Origin of the sequence: Palleronia abyssalis, from assembly GCF_900302445.1 — a bacterium.
GTDB lineage: Bacteria > Pseudomonadota > Alphaproteobacteria > Rhodobacterales > Rhodobacteraceae > Palleronia > Palleronia abyssalis.
The window spans coordinates 1-1,445 of the sequence record NZ_ONZF01000037.1 but is presented as its reverse complement, the minus strand read 5'-3'; the positions used below and the strand labels follow the sequence as shown (position 1 = coordinate 1,445).

General features: G+C 50.9%; 2 protein-coding genes. Both read right to left on the bottom strand.

Annotated features, from left to right (window positions below; translation table 11 throughout):
• On the bottom strand, positions 1–452 hold a 452-nt coding region (locus PAA8504_RS22380), incomplete at its 3' end, for a hypothetical protein (RefSeq protein WP_219928981.1).
• 154 nt (positions 453–606) lie between these two features.
• Entirely contained in the window at positions 607–957 is a 351-nt protein-coding gene (locus PAA8504_RS21930) for a hypothetical protein (RefSeq protein ID WP_146190566.1), read from the bottom strand.
• Positions 958–1,445 lie beyond the last annotated feature (488 nt).

The following is a 1,445-nucleotide window of genomic DNA, read 5'->3' as shown; positions in this document are numbered from 1 at the left end:
CGACATTGGAGACGATCCGCCACCGAACGCCATCGTGAGGCGCGACACCCGCGACCTCGGAGAGAACCATGACCCCTGACGGACACACCGCTCACCCGCTTGACATGGCCGCAATCAGAGAACCGTTCAACGTCCTGTTCTAGAAAAACAAGCTCTGGGCAGCTCAGCTTGCTTGCTTTCACTCTTGGAGACCAGTGTTCAAAAACACTACGTGGAAGTAGAAACTTGGAGGCTAGGTTTTCGAAACTTCTTAAGCGTTTATCTGGATCGACTTGTAGTGGCCAGTACCCGTCAATAAAGATTTCGGACTTGCCATTTGTATGAAGGAAAGTTGCTTGCTCTGGGTCGTATCCGTCCGCAGCCCAAACAGCATCAGTGTCGGCTTCCTTAAGCTCCACGTGTTTTATGCCGTCCAAAACAGACTCGGCACAATCATACAGGTCCTCGGCCACGAATTTGTTGCCGTCTGGAAGAAATGTCACCGTTGTTGAAAGCGGCGCCCAAACCGGCTCATGAAACTGTGCTCAGCAATGATCGCTTGACGGATCGACTCTGGAAATAGGTCCAAAGTAACCGCTGCTGATAAGGCGACCTCTCGATCAGTCACTAGTCAGCCGCTCTCTTTTGCCCTGTTAGCATGTTCTCAATTAAATCTTTCGAATAGCTGACGATCTTTCGAAAAACTTGTGGATGCCGGTTTTTCAAGGGCTGAACAATTTCCTCTTCTACCCAAGCGAGATAGGCTTCTCGGTCTTCTTTGGACGCGCCTTCAGACGTCGCCAACAAGCCTACTACGTTCGCGATCAAAAAACCTTCGACGCTGTTATTTTGAACATCTGAGCTGTTGTTGCCTGCCCAAAGTCTCAGATCAACAAGGTCAAACAGCCAGCTAGAGATAGCCCTACTGAGTTGGAGGTCCTTGGCACCTTTCCATTGTTCTCTAATGATATCGTTCACAAACCGGTTTGACCGTAGGAGCCAGTGCATATCGTCTGGAACAGTGAGACACTCGGAAAACCTAGCAAAGAGGTGCTATGCCTGAATCTGAAGTAGGTTCCTGCTGACCCGCAACTGCCCTTCCTTGAATGTCACTTCGCTGACATAAGCGCGCAATTCTTCTATCTCTAACGGAACAAACAGGCGCCCGCGTTGCCTCAATCTATTCAAAGCTCGAAAGTAATCGTCGTTGCTAACATCTTTACTTGTCTGGAGTGTTTTAAGAATGTCTAAGGTCGACTAGACTTTGCTCCTACCGTTGCTTCTGTCTACCGTTGCATGTCTGTTCAGGAATCTATCGTCTACTACGATGGCATCCGAATGGCCTGCCCCAATCGGGAGGTCCGGTTTCAGTCTTAGTGCATGACGGGACTCGGCGCTACGGCCGGAGTGGCCGGCGAAGCGGCTCCGGATTGCGGAGCCGGCCACTGCACCACCTCGGGTGCTGG